This window comes from Curtobacterium sp. ISL-83 (genome assembly GCF_018613895.1).
GTDB lineage: Bacteria > Actinomycetota > Actinomycetes > Actinomycetales > Microbacteriaceae > Curtobacterium.
The window spans coordinates 194,035-209,732 of record NZ_JAGGPH010000011.1 but is presented as its reverse complement, the minus strand read 5'-3'; the positions used below and the strand labels follow the sequence as shown (position 1 = coordinate 209,732).

General features: G+C 71.6%; 10 protein-coding genes. 5 read left to right on the top strand and 5 right to left on the bottom strand.

Annotated elements, in window-relative coordinates; genetic code table 11:
• Nucleotides 1-17: 17 nt before the first annotated feature.
• A complete protein-coding gene (locus J7E22_RS11180) occupies nucleotides 18-2,174 on the top strand; it encodes an acyltransferase family protein (RefSeq protein WP_214981802.1) in 2,157 nt (718 codons plus the stop codon).
• 28 nt (nucleotides 2,175-2,202) lie between these two features.
• The gene (locus J7E22_RS18260; protein ID WP_214981801.1) at nucleotides 2,203-3,582 is read left to right on the top strand and encodes an O-antigen ligase; all 1,380 of its coding nucleotides are present in this window, start codon (nucleotides 2,203-2,205) and stop codon (nucleotides 3,580-3,582) included.
• Between the two features lie 65 nt (nucleotides 3,583-3,647).
• Here the strand turns inward: J7E22_RS18260 and J7E22_RS11170 are convergent, their stop codons facing one another.
• Nucleotides 3,648-5,024 (bottom strand): hypothetical protein, encoded by a 1,377-nt coding sequence (locus J7E22_RS11170; RefSeq protein WP_214981800.1) that lies wholly within the window; start codon nucleotides 5,022-5,024, stop codon nucleotides 3,648-3,650.
• A 91-nt stretch (nucleotides 5,025-5,115) separates the two neighbouring features.
• Here J7E22_RS11170 and J7E22_RS18255 point away from each other — a divergent pair, with 91 nt between their 5' ends.
• Entirely contained in the window at nucleotides 5,116-6,417 is a 1,302-nt protein-coding gene (locus J7E22_RS18255; RefSeq protein ID WP_214981799.1) for an O-antigen ligase, read from the top strand.
• Nucleotides 6,418-6,552: 135 nt separating this feature from the next.
• On the opposite strand, the gene J7E22_RS11160 is transcribed toward J7E22_RS18255, so the two are convergent.
• Both J7E22_RS11160 and J7E22_RS11155 read right to left on the bottom strand, forming a co-directional pair.
• Nucleotides 6,553-7,296: a polyprenol monophosphomannose synthase gene (locus J7E22_RS11160; protein WP_214981798.1), complete on the bottom strand. Its 744-nt coding sequence runs from the start codon at nucleotides 7,294-7,296 to the stop codon at nucleotides 6,553-6,555.
• Nucleotides 7,293-9,782 carry a glycosyltransferase gene (locus J7E22_RS11155; protein ID WP_214981797.1) on the bottom strand — a complete coding sequence of 830 codons (2,490 nt, stop codon included), beginning with the start codon at nucleotides 9,780-9,782 and terminating at the stop codon, nucleotides 7,293-7,295. The genes J7E22_RS11160 and J7E22_RS11155 overlap by 4 nt, the downstream gene beginning before the upstream one ends.
• A 281-nt stretch (nucleotides 9,783-10,063) precedes the next feature.
• On the opposite strand from J7E22_RS11155, the gene J7E22_RS11150 reads away from it, so the two are divergent.
• The gene (locus tag J7E22_RS11150; protein WP_214981796.1) at nucleotides 10,064-11,380 is read left to right on the top strand and encodes a glycosyltransferase; all 1,317 of its coding nucleotides are present in this window, start codon (nucleotides 10,064-10,066) and stop codon (nucleotides 11,378-11,380) included.
• Between the two features lie 99 nt (nucleotides 11,381-11,479).
• On the opposite strand, the gene J7E22_RS11145 is transcribed toward J7E22_RS11150, so the two are convergent.
• On the bottom strand, nucleotides 11,480-13,975 hold the full coding sequence (locus tag J7E22_RS11145) for a hypothetical protein (RefSeq protein ID WP_214981795.1): 2,496 nt from the start codon (nucleotides 13,973-13,975) through the stop codon (nucleotides 11,480-11,482).
• Nucleotides 13,975-14,595 (bottom strand): hypothetical protein, encoded by a 621-nt coding sequence (locus J7E22_RS11140; RefSeq protein ID WP_214981794.1) that lies wholly within the window; start codon nucleotides 14,593-14,595, stop codon nucleotides 13,975-13,977. Before J7E22_RS11140 ends, J7E22_RS11145 begins: the two co-directional genes overlap by 1 nt.
• Nucleotides 14,596-14,795: 200 nt before the next feature.
• Here J7E22_RS11140 and J7E22_RS11135 point away from each other — a divergent pair, with 200 nt between their 5' ends.
• Nucleotides 14,796-15,698, top strand: coding sequence for an ABC transporter permease (locus tag J7E22_RS11135; protein ID WP_214981793.1), 903 nt, complete (start codon nucleotides 14,796-14,798; stop codon nucleotides 15,696-15,698).

The following is a 15,698-nucleotide window of genomic DNA, read 5'->3' as shown; positions in this document are numbered from 1 at the left end:
CGCCTAAACTCTTGCGGGTGGAGGCGCGAACGGCGGAGGCACCGACCCGACGGTCGACCCGACGGTCGACCCGACGGCCGCCCCGACGGGGGGACGCGCGGACCACCGACGCGACCCGCTGGGACATCCAGGGACTCCGCGCCTTCGCCGTCCTCGCCGTGGTCTGCTACCACCTGTGGCCGCACGCGCTGCCCGGCGGCTTCGTCGGCGTCGACGTCTTCTTCGTCATCTCCGGGTTCCTGATCACCGGACACCTGCTCCGCGAACTCGTCGCCACCGGTCGCATCGGACTCGCCGGGTTCTGGTCCCGGCGCGCCAAGCGGCTGCTGCCCGGGGCGTTCCTGGCGATCGCCGCGACGGGCACCGCCGTGCTGGTCTGGGTGCCGAGTGCCCTGTGGGGGCAGTACTCCCGCGAGCTGATCGCGTCGACGGTGTACCTGCAGAACTGGCAGCTCGCGGCGGACTCCGTCGACTACCTCGCCCAGGGGAACCAGGCGTCCCCGTTTCAGCACTTCTGGTCGCTGTCGGTCGAGGAGCAGTTCTACATCGCACTCCCTCTGCTCCTGCTCGTCGCCCTCTGGGTGGGCCGCCGCCTGCGCCGGTCGACGGCATCGCCGACCCTGGTCGCACGGCTCGTGCTCGGTGCGGTCGTCGTGCTCTCCCTGGCGTGGAGCATCGTGCAGACCGAGACCGCCCCCGGCGTGGCCTACTTCTCCACCGCCACCCGCGCGTGGGAGTTCGCGCTCGGTGGGCTCGCCGCGACCGTCCCGCTCGCCGCCGCCCGATCGACCACGACGCGGTGGGCCCGGTCCGGTGCGGCGTGGCTCGGCGTCGTCGGGCTCGTCGTGTCCCTGTTCGTCATCACCGGATCGACCCCGTTCCCCGGCATCGCCGCCGCGCTCCCCGCGGTCGCCGCGACGCTCGTGGTGCTGTTCGGCGGCGGCTCGGCGCTCCAGGCCGTCGGGCGGTTCGCCCCGATCGCGTTCCTCGGCCGGATCTCGTACGCCGTGTACCTCTGGCACTGGCCCGCGGTCGTCATCCTGCCGCTCGCGCTCCGACACGACCTGACCACCGAGGACCGGCTCGCGATCCTGGTGGGCGCGGTCGTCGTCGGGTCGGTCACGACGCTCTGCGTCGAGGAACCCCTCCGCTTCTCGCCGTGGGTCCGGGCGCTCAGACCGCGTCGGGTCGCACTGTACGGCGTCGTGAGCACGGTGCTCGTGGTGGCGCTCGGTGCGGCGTCCCTGACCGCCCTGCACGTCCAGCAGGTGCAGGACGCCGAGTTCGCCCGCGAGCTCCGGACCGGACACGTCGCGTGCTTCGGTGCCGCCGCGCTGATCTCGTCGGCGACCCCGTGCGTCAACCCCCGGCTGGCCGACGTCCGGGTACCGGCAGCGGCGAACGCGGTGGCGGACGACTCGAACCGGACCCCGTGCTGGTCCAACGACTCGAGCGCCTTCCACGTCTGCCAGCTCGGTCCCCGGTCCGGGTACACGAAGCACCTCATCGCGATCGGGGACTCGCACAACAACGTCCTGGTGGACACGTACGAGCGCATCGCCCGGCAACACGACTGGCGGATCGACGTCGCGGGTCACCAGAGCTGCTACCTCACCACAGCCCAGCAGGCCGCGGGATCGCAACAGCAGGTGGACGACTGCACCGGGTGGAAGCGGAACGCGATGTCGTACCTGCGGGCGCACCCGGACCTCGACGCGGTCCTCGTGACGCACTCCACCGGGAACGGGCCCGTGGCCGCGGCCGGGGGGCGGTCCGCTGACGAGACCGTGGTGGACGGCCTCGTGGCGGCCTGGCGGGCGGCGACGGACGTCGGCATCCCGGTGATAGCGCTGCGCGACAACCCGACCGCCCGGAAGGACGTGGTCGCGTGCGTCGGGCAGATGAGCGGTCCGACCACGGGCACCTGCGACTCGCCCCGTTCCACCGCCCTCCAGCCCTTCGACGGCAGCGCGCAGGCCGTCGCCCGGACGCCGGGCCGGGCCCGGCTGATCGACCTCACCCCGTACTACTGCACCGCGACGACCTGCCCGGCGGTCATCGGGGGCGTGCTCGTCCACCGTGACCAGACACACCTGACGAACACGTTCGCGGTCACGCTCGCGCCGTACCTCGGGACCGCGATCGCGGGCGCGCTCACCGCACTCCGGAAGTGACACGAGGACCAGCCGGTACTCTGGCGTCGTGTCGAACACCTGGCCGCTGTCGCGCGGCACCGTCCCCGAGCGCGAGGCGTTCGCCCTCGGCGCGACGCTCCTGTTCGTCCTCTTCGCCGGCGACGCCGTGCCCAACACGCTCACCTGGTACGGCGCTGCGGTGCTCTGGGCGGCCGTCGCCGCGTGGGGCATCACCGTCCTGGTCCGGGCACGTCCGTCGATCGCCCGCACACCCCGGTCGCTCTGGTTCTTCCTCGCCTGGTGCCTGGTGTCGGTGCTGTGGTCGCACTGGCGGGCAGCGACGCTGGCGAGCATCACCGCACAGGTGATCTGCGCCGCCGTGGCGTTCGCGGTGGCCTCGACACTGACCTGGCGACGGATCCTCGACGCGATCAGCCTGGCCATGCGGTGGGTGCTCATGCTCTCGCTCGTGTTCGAGGCCGTGGTCGCCGTGCTGGTGCGCCACCCGATCGCCCCGATCTGGACGCACTACGGCAACCGGAAGATCCCGGACGCCTTCTACTTCTCGCGGGCGGAACTCCTGACCGGGGGTCGCATCCAGGGGCTCCCGGGCAACGCGAACCTGCTGGCCATGGTGGCCCTGCTCGCCGTGATCGCGGTCGCCCTGCAGTTCGCCGAGGGTCGGATCCGTCGCAACCGGGCGATCGGCTGGCTCGCGGTGGCGGTGCTCGTGCTGCTCCTCACACGCTCGTCGACGGTGCTCGTCGCGGGCGTCGTCGTCGCCGTCGCCCTCGTCGTCGCGCTCTGGATCCGGCGGGTCCCCACCGAGGACCGCACGCCGCGCTACGCCGCCGTCGCCGGGGCCGCGGTGGTCGTCGCCGCCGTGGCGTTCCTGGCCCGCGGCGCTCTCTCCGAGCTCCTCGGCAAGGGCACGGACGCGACCGGCCGCGGTGACATCTGGGAGCGCGTGCTCGGTCTCATCCACCACCACCCCGTCGTCGGGTGGGGGTGGATCGGCTACTGGTGGCCGAGCATCCCCACCCTCGCGGACGTGGCGCACCGGAAGGGCGTCACCTACCTGCAGGCACACGACGCGTTCCTCGACGTGTGGATGCAGACCGGGATCATCGGCCTGGTGCTGTTCGCCGTCTACGTCGTCTCCACGCTGAGCCGGTCATGGTCGTGCGCCACCCGGATCGGGTACGACACCCGACTCGAGCCGCGGCCCTTCGACCCGGTGTCGCTCCTGCCGCTGCTCGTGGTCGTGGCCCTGCTCGTCCAGTCGATCGCGGAGTCGCGTCTGCTGTACCAGGGCAACTGGGTGCTGTTCGCGCTCCTCGCGATCAAGTCGCGCATCGTGCTCGTCGGTGAAGAGCCCCCGAGCGTCGGCGACGGCCCCCGCACACCGCCGGCGCGGCGCGAGTTCCGCTGGTCCGCGTCGCGCTGACCGGGCCCGGACGTTCGGCGCGGACGCCGCGCACCGCGCCGCGCCGCGCCGCGCCGCACCGCGACTCAGTGCCCGAGGACCTCGCCGCACGGGACCTGCGCGGCCCACGGTGCCGTCTTCACCTGGGCGACCGCGGACGGATGGGCACGGCACATGGCGACCGCTGCGGGGATCTGGCCGGCCCACACCGGCCCGTGGCTCCGACGGGTCACGCCGGGGCCGACGCTCAGGACCGCGCTGGTGACCACCGCGGCGACCAGGCACCATCCGGCCACCGCGCCGACGAGGCGGGTCGCGCCTCCCGGCCGGGTCCGCCGTCGCACCGCGACGGACCAGTTCCGGGCGTCGACCAGGACGCCGGCCGCGACCACCACGGCCGCGACGAGGAGCATCCCCGCAGCGGCCGCGTAGCGCTGGGGTGGTACGGCCACCATGGCGGCCGTCGGCTGCGACCAGGGCTGGGCCGCTCCCCCGTTCGCGAGCAACGCGGCCCACCAGACCCCGCCGGACACGACGGCGAGCGCGAGGATCAGCCAGCGGGCCCGCAAGGGCGCGACCAGGACCGCGACGAGCACCACGACGACCACGGCCACGGCAGGCACGAGGACGACGGCCCAGCCGTGGGCGACCACCGTCGCGAGCACCGCGCCCACGTCCGGGTCCCACGCACCGGCGAGCGGCTGCAGCACCCAGCCGGCGAGCACGTCGCCGAACGCCGGACTGCCGGGCTTCGAGATGCGGTGGTCGGTGACCGCGGCGACGACCTGCGCGGCGAGCCCGACGAGCGCGACCGCCGTGACCGGGAGGGCCCGTGTCCAGGCACGCCGACCGGAACGGTCACGGAGCGGGAACCAGGCCAGGAGCAGCAGCGGGAGGAAGAAGAGCGCCTGCAGCTCGGTGAGGACCACGAACAGGGCGAGGACCGCGACCGCCGCCGCGCCCCACCAGGTCCTGGCCCGGTACGCGAACAGCCAGGGGGCCGTGAAGAGCATGAACCAGTGCAGGTTCGCGGTGTTCCCACCGATCTCGTACGGCATCAGCGGCAGGACGGCGGGGATCGCCGCGAGCACGACCCGGATCGGCGGGGACGGGACGACGTCGCGTGCGAGCAGGAACACCGCACCGCTGACGACGCCGACGACCAGACAGGAGGCGGTGGTCACCACACGCGCGTAGTCAACGACCGGCAGGGCCCACGCCAGGTCGACGATCAGGCGCGGCAGCAGGTGGAGGTACCCGGCGTACGGGTGCAGCAGCGACGCGACCGGCCCGAGCGCGATCCGCTCCCGCATGAAGACGCCGCCGTCCTCCGCCCAGACGGTGGCCCGGGTCACGGCACCCAGCCGGTACCAGGTGAGCGCGGCGCTGCCGGCCCCGACCAGGAGCGCGAGCAGGACCGACCGGACCGCCCGGCGGACGACCGTGCTGCGCGAGGGCTCCATCGTCCGACGACGCTAGCCGGTTCATCGCGGATCTTCGATATCGACGCACCGCTATCGGCGGGGCCGGGGGCGCGTACGCCAAGATGGACCCGTGACGGACGGACGGGTGACGAGGCACGCGCTCGCGCGCCGCTACCTGTCCGCCTGGATCGGCTTCTCCGCCGGAGGGCGGTTCAGCCAGGCGCTCGCGACCGTCATCGTGCTGTTCGCGTTCGGGCAACCGACCGTGCACGCCCTCGTCGGGACCGCCGGCACGTGGGCCGTGCTCGTCACCCTGGTCGTGCTCGCCGGGCTGAGCCTCCTCGGACAGCGCTACCGGATCGAGTGGCACGGTGTCCTGCCGCTGTCCCTGCTCGCGTTCGTCGGGTACTGCGCGCTCAGCGTGCTCTGGAGCGAGTACTCGTGGGTGGCGCTCCGCGGGTTCGTCGCGACCGTGTGCTTCATCGGACTCGGCCTGTACCTGGCGCTCGGGCGCGATCTCGTCCAGGTGATCCGCGCCTCCGGAGACGCCTTCCGCATCCTGCTCGTCGTGGCGCTCGGGCTCGAGGTGCTGTCCGGACTCGTGCTCGACGTGCCGTTCCCGGCCTTCGGGATCCGCGGCGACATCGCCTACGGCGGCCCGATCCAGGGCATCGGCGGGACGCGCAACTTCATGGGCTTCATCGCGGCGATGGCGCTCGTGACGTTCGTGGTCGAGTTCCTCACGCGATCGGTGGCGACGTGGCGCGCGATCGCCTCGACCTCGATCGCCGTGATCGCGCTCATGCTCGTGCAGTCACCCATCACCGGGCTCGCCATGATCGCCCTGGCCATCACGGCGCTGGCGCTCTGGTCGCTCCGGCACGCACGGCCAGCCACCCGACCCGTGGTCAACGCAGTGCTCGGCGCCGTGGTGCTCCTCATGCTCGTGCTCGGCATCCTCGCCCGACACCGGGTGCTCGCCGAGATCGGAGCGGCCGGTGGGACCGCCACCCGCATCGACCTGTGGTCCCAGATCCGGGTGCTCATCGGCCAGTTCCCGATCCAGGGCTGGGGCTGGGTCGGGACGTGGCCGCACGAGGCCGTCGTGCCCTACGTCACGTTCCTCGACCCGACCGGGCAGCGGTTCACGTCCGGCCTGAACGCCTTCATCGACGCCTGGCTGCAGATCGGGCTGGCGGGCACGATCCTGCTCGGGATCACCGCGTTGCTGGCGTTCGCTCGGGCCTGGGTGACCGCGACCACGTACCCGGGGGTCGCGTACGTGTGGCCGGCCGCGGTCCTCGTCCTGCTGGCCGTGACGAGCGCGGCGGAGAGCTACCTGCTGCACGGCGCGGGGCTCATGGTGTTCGTCGCGGTGCTCGTGATCGCGGCGAGGCGGCGCTCCTGGCGGCGGCACCTGCCGCGCCCCTGAGCGTCGGAGCGGGGGCCGCGCGACGGCGCGGTGGGTGCGCGACGGTGCTGTTTTGAGCGCTGGAGCGGTGGCTGCGCGACGGCGCGGTGATGCGTTGCGTCACGGCAGCGAGCCGTACTGTCGAGCTGCCGCGCGTCAGCGCTTCCGGCGACCGAAGCGCCGCTGCAGCCCCCACTGCGTGACCCGCAGCATCGCCTCGACCACGATCGACTGGCTCATCTTCGACACCCCGTGCACGCGGTCCCGGAACCGGATGGGCACCTCGACGATGCGGCCGCCGAGGTCGTCCACGCGCAGCGTCATGTCCACCTGGAAGCAGTACCCCTTCGAGTCCACAGCGTCGAGGTCCATGCGGGCGATCGTGTCCGCCCGGTACACCCGGAAGCCCGCGGTGATGTCGCGGACGTCCAGGCCGAGCATGATCCGGGCGTAGGTGTTCGCGCCGCGGCTGAGGACCTCGCGCCGGAGCGGCCAGTCGACGACCGACCCGCCGGGCACCCAGCGGGACCCGATCGCGAGTGCGACGTCCGGCGCACCGGCCACTGCGTCGATCAGGGCCGGGAGGCGGTCGGCGGGGTGCGACCCGTCGGCGTCCATCTCGACCAGCAGGGGGTACCCGCGCTCGAGACCCCACCGGAACCCGGCGACGTAGGCCGTCCCGAGCCCCAGCTTGCCGGTGCGCTCGAGCAGGTGCACCCGGGCGTCGTCCGCGGCGAGCGACCGGACGATCGCCGCCGTGCCGTCCGGGCTGCCGTCGTCGACGACGAGCAGGTGGGCAGCGGGTACCTCGGCGAGGATCGCCGCGACGATGGTGCGGATGTTCTCGGCCTCGTCGTACGTCGGGACGATGACGAGCGCTGCGGCCTCGCTCGGGTTCACCGGCTCTGCAGGCGGCGCTTGATCTTGCCCGCCACGCTTCGCGGGCCCTCCGTGCGCAGGTAGTGCACGGCACGGCCGACGTCGTGCCGCACGCCGTAGAGCTTCTTGCGGTCCGGCACGCGCACCCGCATCTGGTGCGCCTCGATCTGGGCGTCGGTCTCGCGCACCGTCTTGTCGGCAGCGCGGACGGGGTTCCGGCAGAACTCGACGAGCGGGGCGAGGACGTTCTCCCACGTGAACTGCTCGCGGACACGGTCGACGTTCCGGATGAACTCGGTGCGGGCCTTCTTGTCGAAGAGCGCCGTCTCGAGCGCCGTGGCCAGGCCGTCGACGTCCTGCTCGTGCACGGCGATCCCGAGGTGCTCCGCCGCGACCAGGTCACCGAAGGAGTCCCCGGCCGTCGTCACGATCGGCAGACGCGCCCACAGGTAGTCGAGGATGCGGGTGCGGAACGAGAACGTGGTCTCGAGGTGCTCGTAGTGCGTCGAGACACCGGCGTCGGCCTCGAGCAGGTACGCGCCGCGGTCCTCGTACGGGATCCACGACTCGTTGAAGAACACGTGCTTGCCGGTGAGCCCGAGCGCGTCGGCCTCGGCGCGGACCTTCGCGACGATGTCCATCTCGGGCACGTCCGGGTTGGGGTGCTGGACGCCCATGAAGAGGAGCTTGACGTTCGACCGGCGCTCGGCGAGCTGTCCGATGGAGCGCACGAGCGTGATCGGGTCGAACCAGTCGTAGATGCCGCCGCCCCAGACGACGAGCTTGTCGTTCTTTCCGATGCCCGGGATGACGCCCTTGACGCGGTCCTGGTCGTGCACCGGCGGGGTCGAGGACAGCCCGAACGGCACGACGCCGATGAGCGACCGGAGGTCGGGGTCACGCGAGTACGTCCGCGCGTTCACGCGGCCGGACCCGGCGAGCTGCCCGAGCCAGAACATGCGCTGCCGCTCGGAGGCGCAGATGAAGTAGTCGCCGAGTTCGAGCTGGTGGTTCAGCGTGTCCGAGGCGTCGAGGATCTGCCGGTTCCACTGGTCGACGTCGTCGCTGCGGCCCTGTTCCAGCTGCTCGAGGTGCAGCGGGTCGTACACGTCGACCACGAGGATCTTCCGCGTCGACTCGAGGACCGGGAACAGGCGGAGCGCGTGGCCCTGCACGATGATGACGTCGGCCCAGGCCTCGTGCTCGACCATCTGGCGGGGGTGGCGGTGCGGCACCGTCACGACCTCGTACGAGGGGTCGATCGGCGAGGAGCGCGTGAGGCTGATGACGCGGACGTCGTGCTCGTTCGCGAGCTGCTTGGCCATCTGCGTCGCACGGATCGCGGGACCGGCCATCTTCTCGCCGATCGAGTCACCGGTGATGATGAGGATGCGGCGACGGGTACCGACCTCGAGCACGCCGAGCGAGTGCACGATCTTGTCGTACCCGGCCAGGTAGTTCTCGATCGGGTACGCGGGCTCGTCGCGGTTGCCGAACAGGCGGAGGAGCTCGCGGTCGCTCCGCACACGGGTGGCCTGGATCTCGCGGCGCGACTCGGTCATCGACGGCAGCTGCTCGACGAACTGGTCGACGCCGTAGATCCCCGCCATCGAGGTCTTCGGGACCGGGATGGTCGGGACGCTGTCGTCACCCGGGTTGCGGAGGTCGAGCTCCGTCGAGTCGAGCTCGCCACGACCCACGGCACGGCGGACGGCGAGGGCGAGGGAACCGGGCAGCGCTGCCGCCAGCTGCTCGTCACCGAGGTTCTTGTACAGCGTGAACAGGGCGTTGCGCTCGAGCAGGTACGTCTCGCGGAAGTCGCCGAACTTGTTCATCGACGCGTGGTGCTTGTGGAACGCGACCGACTTCGGCTGGTACCGGAAGCGCCACCCGAGCAGGTTGAGCCGCCATCCGAGGTCGACGTCCTCGTAGAACATGAAGTAGCGGTCGTCGAACCCACCGAGCTGCTCGAAGAGCTCCGCGCGGATGAACATCGCCGCGCCGGTCCCGAAGAGCACGTCGGTCTCGGACTCCCACCGGCCGGTGTCGGGCGAGCCGGCGAAGGGCTTGTAGCCCATGCCGTACCAGGTCATCGCAGCCTCGGTGAAGTCGACGTTGACGCCTTCCCAGTCGAGGACCTTCGAGGCGACGGCGCCGATGTCGGCACCGGAGGCGAACGTGGCCATCGCCTCGCGGACCCACCCGGTGTCCGGGCGTGCGTCGTTGTTGAGGAAGGCGACGATCTCACCGGAGGAGTGCTCGACGCCGAGGTTGCAGCCGCCGGTGAACCCGAGGTTCGCGCCCGAGTCGACGAAGGTGAAGTCGAGGTCGGAGGCCTTCAGCCGGCCGACGTGCTCCGGGCCGGAGCCGTTGTCCACCACGATGACCTCGAGCCGGTCCTGCGGCCAGTCCTGCTTGCGGAGCTCCGCGATGCTCGTCAGGGTGTCGTCCGTGCCCTTGTAGTTCACGAGGACGACGGACACGACTCCCGGCTTGCGCTCTGTCACGGTGGATTCCTCCATCGGCTGCCGCACGAGCGGCAGGTTCGGTGCGTCGCCGACGAGGATGCCCGTCGGCCCCATCACCCTACAAGGCCGAGCACGGTCCTCCCCGCAGGACGCCGCCCGACACCGGACGCCGGGTCCCGCCCGGAGCGCACCCAGGACGCGGCACGGCGTTCCCGCTGTCCGCACGCGCTTCGGGCACAATGGCAGCGGCCGGAAGCGGCCGCACCTCCCCGAACGCCGCGACCACCCGACCGCGACGTCCCGCCCAGACCGGAGTCCCCGTGCCGAAGTCCCCGATCCCGATGTTCCCCGCATCGTCACCGCTCGCCGAGGAGTACCGCGCCATCGCCCGCGGCGACCACGCGACCGGGACCGCCGGCACGATCCGGTTCGCGGTGTCGACCGACGACCCCGCCGAGGGCAAGGGCGACCTCTTCGTCGCACTCGGCCTGGCGCGGGCGCTCCGTGCGGCCGGCTGGGGCGTCGCGATGTGGCCGACCTCCCACTGGGCCGAGGACGTGCCGGCCGACACCACCGTCCTGGTCAGCATGATCGAGTCGTTCGTCCCGGGACTCGTGCCCGCCAGGACCGCGACGATCGCCTGGGTGCGGAACTGGACGGCGCAGTGGGCCGCCTCGCCGTACCTCGCCGAGTTCGACGCGGTCTGGGCGTCGTCGTCGATCGCGCGCGATGCGCTGGCACCCGCGGTGGACGTCCCGGTCGAGGTCGTGCCGATCGGCGTCGACCTCGACCTCTTCACGACCGACGGCTCGACCGACGGCACGAGCGACCGCGCGGTGCCCGACGCGGAGCGCACCCGGACCGTCACCACCGTGAACTTCTGGGGCGCGCGCCGTCGCGTGCAGGACGTCCTGCAGGACGTCACGCCGCCCGAGCCGATCGTCTGGTTCGCCGCGAACGTCGAGCACGTCGAACCCGCCCCCGGTGTCGAGCTCCGTCCCGCTGTGCCGTACTTCGCCCTGCCCGAGGTGTACCGCGCCGCCGCGTTCGTCGTCGACGACGTCATCGCCCCCGCGGCCGAGTACGGCACCCTGAACTCCCGCCTGTACGAATCGCTCGCCTGCGGCGCGCTGCCGGTGACGGACTGCGCGCTCGGCCTGGACGAACTCGGTCTCGCCGACGTCCCCGTGTTCACCGATGCCGCCTCCCTGGAGCAGGCGATCGCGATGCCGGCGGAGGAGCGAGCGGCCCTCGTCGCTCGACTCCGTGCCGTCGTGGTGGACCGTCACTCGTACACGACCCGCGCCGCGGCGGTCGGCCCGTCGCTCGACGCCGCGGTCGCCCGGGCCACCGCACGGACGGGCACGAGGGAGCCGTTGCTCCGCTGGACGACGCTCCTCCGCGAGGAACTGCGCACGACCGCCCAGGAGCGCGACGTGCACCGCTCCGGGGTCGAGGAGATCAACCGCCGGCTCATCGTGAGCGAAGAGGCGGTGGCCGTCATCGACGAGGCGCGGAAGCGCGCGGAGGCCGAGCGTGACGCCATCGCGGAGCGCTACGAGGTCCTGACGCACTCGGCCGAGTTCCGGACCCTCGAGCGGTTCGGCGGGATGGCGCGCGTCCTGCGCCGACGCTGACGACGACGTCGCGCAGCCGCCCCGACGACCCACGGACAGACGGACGGGAGGCGCGGTGCCAGCTGGCACTGCGCCTCCCGTCCGGACTGGGGTCGCCTCCTAGGAGACGGTGACGGTCTTCGAGCCCCAGCTCACGTAGTTCCCGCCGGGCAGGTCCTGGTACCAGACGGTGACCGTGTGCTTGCCCGCCGGGATGCCGGTCAGCGTCCGGTCGAGACCCACGTCCGCACCCCACCCCGGGTGCACCTGGGCGACGTCGGTCCGGTTCGCGGAGGCGCTCCCGGCACCCGCGCCGACACCGTCGATGTGGATCTTGTACTGCACCGGGTTGAAGGTGTCGGGGTCGATCGCCCACCCGCGCACCGAGACGGTCCCCTTGCCACCCGTCGCGGAGTCGTAGGCGCCGTACACGGCCCCCGTCTTGCCGGTGCCCGCGACCGTCACCGTCTTGGTGCCGAAGCTCACGTACGTCCCGGACGGGAGGTCCTGGTACCAGACGTTCACCTGGTGCGTCCCCGGGGTCACCCCGGTGAGCGTCACGGCGAGACCGGCGGCGGCGCTCCGACCCGGGTGCGACGCCTGGATGTCGGTCCGCGTCACGTTCGCGGTCGCCGCGGCCGCGCCCACGCCGTCGAGGTGGATCTTCACCTTCACCGGGTCGTACCGGTCGGGGTCGATCGCCCAGCCGGTGACCGCGATCGTCCCCGCCCCGCCGGTCGCCTGCTCGAAGGAGCCGGTGACCGGACCGGTCGTGCCGGTGGCACCCGTGGTGGGCGGGTTCGCGACGGTGACGGTCTTCGACCCGGCGTTGACGTAGGTCCCGCTCGGCAGGTCCTGCCACCAGACGGTGACCGTGTGCTTCCCGGCCGGCACGGCGGTGAGCTTCGTCGAGAGCCCGACGTCGGCACCCCACTTCGGGTAGAGCTTCGCGACGTCGGCCCGTGCGGAGGACGCGACCCCGGCGGCCGCCCCCACCCCGTCCAGGTGGATCTTGTACTTGACCGACGCGTAGGTGTCGGGGTCGACGGCCCACCCGCTGAGGGCGATCGTCCCGACGCCGCCGGACGCGGAGTCGAACGCACCGCGGACCGCGCCCGTGGTGCCCGTCGACGCGGCGACCGTGGCCGTCGTCTCGGCGACCTTGACCCAGTTCCCGGCCGGTTGGTCCTGCGTCCACAGGGACACCGTGCGGGTCCCGGCAGCGACGTTCGGGATCGTCGCCGCGAACCCGATCGTCGATCCCGCCCCCGGGTACTGGGCGGCGATGTCCTGGCGGGTCACGTCGGCGGTGTCGGAGACGGCCCCGACGCCGTCGACCTGCACCTTGTACGCCGTGGGCGCCGAGGAGTCCTGGTCGAGCGCCCACCCGGCGACCGCGATCGACGCGACGCCCCCGGTGACCGTGTCGAGCCGGCCGACCGGCTTCGCCGTCGGGACGGTGACCGTCTGGCAGTCGAGCAGGACGTTCGCGCCGGCTCCGGAGTTGATGCCGTAGACGCACACGTCGTGAGCACCGGGGCTGACGCCCGTGACCGTCGTCTGGAACCCGTGGTCGGTGTTGCCGGTGCCGAGGGCCGCAGCGAGGTCCGGACGGTCGACGTTCGCCGTGACGTTGGCCCGTCCGGTGCCGTCGATGTACACGTGCGCCTGGATCGGGTCGGTGGTGTCCGGGTCGGCCGTCCAGCCGCGCACCGACACCGAGCCGAACGTGCCCGAGGTGCCGTCGAGGTGCCCGACCGGGGACGAGCCGCCCGTCGGGGACCCGAACCAGTCGGTGTACATGCGCCAGAAGTTGCGGTTGCCGTAGGCCGAGCAGCTGTCGCCGGAACCGTAGAGGTTCGCCATGGCGGCCGCGTTCGGCGTGTACGGCGTGTAGATGTACAGGCTCGCCGTCGCCTGGTTCTGGATGTAGACCGTCTTCCGCCCGCAGGCCGAGTTCGGGTTGTACAGGATCGAGTTGTTCCGACCGGCCTGGTAGGCCCACGAGGTCGGCGACGCCTGGTACCGCTTGAACTGCAGCGCCGCCGCGTAGACCTGCTGGCCGAAGCCGAAGTACTTCGGGTCGCACGGCGCCGTGTCGGGGCACGCGAACCCGGTGGCGTGCAGGTACATGTAGCTCGTCGGACTGTTCGTCGCGACGATCGCCTGCTCCTTCTGCAGCAGGACGAGCAGCACCTTCTGGCTGATGCCGCACGCGGCACCGACCTGCGCGATCATCGTCGCGGCGGACTTCGACCCGCCCGCGATCGCGGCGCACCGACCGGAGACGGCTGCGATCCCGCTCATGTTCTGCACGAAGTCCTTCAGGCACGCCGGTCCCCCGGACGCGGCCCGACAGTTCGGTGCGACGCTGTTCAGGAACGACTGGACGTCCGAGCCGCTCATCGCCGAGCCGTCGTAGAAGTTGGCGTCGCTGATGATGTTGCCCGGGTCGAAGGCAGCGGCGGTGGCCGCAGACGCGGTCTGGGTCGTGGCCTGCTCGGCGACGATCGTGCCGAACGTCAGGCCGCTCACGGCGACCGCGAGGGCCGCGACGAGGGCGAGGGTCGAGCGCAGTGGGCGTCGTCGCCCGGGCTCGGTGGGGATGGATCGCATCACGGCACCTCCGCCGTCATCGGGTCGGACGTGGTCGACTTCGCGCCGACCGCGTACTGCAGGGTGATGGACCAGGTGCCGGTGGACACCTGGGTGGCGGGGAACGCGACCTGCGCGCAGCTGACCGACGATGCGCTGGCCGCGGCGGTGCTCGTGAGGGTGCGGACGACGCCGGCCTTCTTCGCGGTGAACCGGCAGGTGCCCGCGGTGTCGACGGTGCCGGACACGAGACCACCTGCCTGCAGGGTCTTGCTGGCGGTGTCCCACCCAGCGAAGGTCACGACGGCCGTCGCCGGGAAGCCCGCTGGGTCCTTTTCGGGCTGGGTGGTCTGCCCGGTGCCGGGGAAGGCGCTCGGGACGCCGCCCGCGCCGCTGGCGGACCCACCCGAGGTTCCGGTGGTGGACGCACCCGTCGGCGACCCGGCGGCGGTGCCACCGGTGCCGGAACCGGTCGTCGGGAGCGCCGACGCCGTGTCGGAGGCCGACGCGCTGGGCAGCGTGGAAGCCGACCGCGACGGGGACGGTGCGGGTGTCGTCCCGCCGGCGGAGCAACCCGCCGCGAGGAGACCGAGGACGCCGACCACCGCGAGCGCAGCGATCGGCCGTGCTGCTGACTGCATGCTGCGGGCCGTCCTGTGGTTGTGGAACAAGGGGTCGGGTTCGAACACGGTAACCCGAAACTGGAGGTTGAGGGTTGTATCTGCGAACATTGACCCCCGCTCGGGGTGCACGACGAGTGTCGTGGACCGCGGCTCCGAGGGCTGCCGCCAGGCCCGGTGAGTATGCTGTTCCGGTCCTGCCCCCACGAACGAAGAGACGAATGGTCGATCAAGCCCGCATGACGGCGCTCGCGAACGAGCCCCTCGTCGTGATCGGCGCTCCGACGAGCGCTTTCCGAGGAACCTGGCGAGAGCTGCGTGACGTCTTCCGTCAGCGCGAGATGCTCGGCATGCTCATCCGCCGCGACCTCAAGGCCCGCTACAAGGACTCCGCGCTGGGGTTCGTGTGGACGCTCGTCCGGCCGCTGACGCAGTTGCTCATCTACTACTTCGTGATGGGTCAGATCCTCAACGCAGCACGGGGCATCGACAACTTCGCGATCTACGTCTTCACCGGCCTGACCGCGTACACGCTGTTCAGTGAGATCGTCGCCGGCTCGACCGGCTCGATCGTCGGCAACAGCGGCCTGATCAAGAAGGTCTACGTGCCGCGTGAGGTCTTCCCGCTCGCGAGCGTCGGTGCAGCCCTGGTGAACTTCTCGATCCAGTTCGGGATCCTCCTGGTCGCCACGCTCGTGCTCGGAGCGTTCCCGCTGCACGCCGGACTGGTGTACCTGATCCCGTCGCTCCTCGTGATCCTGGTCTACGGCTCCGCCATCGGGCTCGTGCTGTCGGCGCTCAACGTGTACCTCCGCGACGTCCAGTTCGTCATCGACGTCGGCCTGATGGTCCTGCTCTGGGCCTCGCCGATCGTCTACTCGTACACGATGGTCCAGGACCGCCTGCACGGCGTGCTCCTGTCGATCTACACGAACAACCCGTTGACCCTGTCGGTGCTCGGCCTGCAGAACGCGGTGTGGATCCACAACAGCGAGAACCCGATCGTCTACCCCGACCACCTGATGCTCCGCCTCCTCATCGCGTTCGTGATCGGGCTCTTCCTGCTCCTCGGCGCACAGCGGGTCTTCTCCCGCCTGCAGGGCAACTTCGCGCAGGAGCTCTAG

What these genes read in the sequence shown, in the direction of transcription:
- J7E22_RS11170 (WP_214981800.1), bottom strand. Translation starts at nt 5,024, where the DNA reads ATGGAGCCCTCGCGCAGCACGGTCGTCCGCCGGGCGGTCCGGTCGGTC.
- J7E22_RS11145 (WP_214981795.1), bottom strand. Translation starts at nt 13,975, where the DNA reads ATGCGATCCATCCCCACCGAGCCCGGGCGACGACGCCCACTGCGCTCG.
- J7E22_RS11140 (WP_214981794.1), bottom strand. Translation starts at nt 14,595, where the DNA reads ATGCAGTCAGCAGCACGGCCGATCGCTGCGCTCGCGGTGGTCGGCGTC.
- J7E22_RS11135 (WP_214981793.1), top strand. Translation starts at nt 14,796, where the DNA reads ATGGTCGATCAAGCCCGCATGACGGCGCTCGCGAACGAGCCCCTCGTC.